Below are 1,087 nucleotides of genomic sequence, written 5' to 3' on the forward strand. Positions count from 1 at the left end.
GGCTGCGCCGCACTGCTGGCGCCGCTCACCCGGCCCGCTGCGGCGCAGCCCGTGCAGGCGGACACCACCACGCCGCCACCGCCCAACCCACGCAGATCAGAGCCTGAACCGGAACCTCAGGCCAAGCCGCAACAGACGCCGCCGCCCAAGGCCAACTCCACCCGCAACGCGGCAGGCCAGGCAGGCCAGCGCGCTGCGGGTGCAGGCGGCGGCGCTGAGGCAGGCCTATCCGGCGGAGCGCAGACCGCCACCGCCGATCCGGGCCGCGAGGCCAAGCTGCGCAACGTCTGGGGCAGCAAGATCCGCGCCCGCATCGAAAGGCGCAAACGCTACCCCTCTGGCGCCACCGGCAAGGCCCAGGTTGTGCTGCGGCTGACTGTGGCCCGCGACGGCCGCCTGCTGGACCACCGCATCGCCAAATCCTCCGGCAATGCCGTCTTCGATCAGGCAGCACTTGCCGCCGTCGCCCGCGCCGGAAAGTTCCCGCCCGCCCCGAAAAAACTGCAGGCCGGCCAGATCCGCCTCAGCCTGCCCATCAGTTTCACCAGGTAGCGCCAGCCCCTGCAAACCGCCGCCGCCGGTTCCGGTAACTCATCCAGGGGCTGCAGGCCGCAAAAACTCCTGTACAGTCACCCCATGGACCATGCAGTGTTTTTCGAGTTTGCCCCCTATCATGTGATGCTGACCATGGCCGGTGCCGTCATCATCCTCGCCCATTGGCTGCCGCGGCTGGTGTCCCCGCGCGAGCCCGCGGCGGCACCGCTTCTGATCCTGCTGGGCATGGCCGCCTACTGGCTGATGCCGGACAGCCCCGCAGTACCGGACCCAAGGTTGCATCCCAGGCCTTGGGAGGTGATCAGCGAACTGACGGTGATCGTGGCGCTCTTTGCCGCCGGGCTCAGGCTCGACAGCCTGCGGCCCTGGAAACGGTGGAGCGCCACGCTGCGGCTGCTGCTGATCGGTATGCCGCTGACCATCGCTGCCGTGGCGCTGCTGGGATGGGGCCTTGGCGGCATGACCGCGGCGGGCGCAATCCTGCTGGGGGCGGTTCGGGCGCCCACCGATCCGGTGCTGGCAGGCGATGTGC

2 protein-coding genes are annotated in these 1,087 nt (G+C 69.9%); both read left to right on the top strand.

Annotated elements, in window-relative coordinates:
- A partial coding sequence (gene tolA / locus A9D60_RS04265) for a cell envelope integrity protein TolA (RefSeq protein ID WP_065266465.1) occupies window positions 1–552 on the top strand: 552 nt, incomplete at its 5' end.
- Window positions 553–636: 84 nt separating this feature from the next.
- Window positions 637–1,087, top strand: a 451-nt coding sequence (locus tag A9D60_RS04270) for a cation:proton antiporter domain-containing protein (protein WP_175392887.1), incomplete at its 3' end; no start/stop codon positions are given.

The sequence above is a fragment of the Leisingera sp. JC1 genome (genome assembly GCF_001679925.1).
Classification (GTDB): Bacteria; Pseudomonadota; Alphaproteobacteria; order Rhodobacterales; family Rhodobacteraceae; genus Leisingera.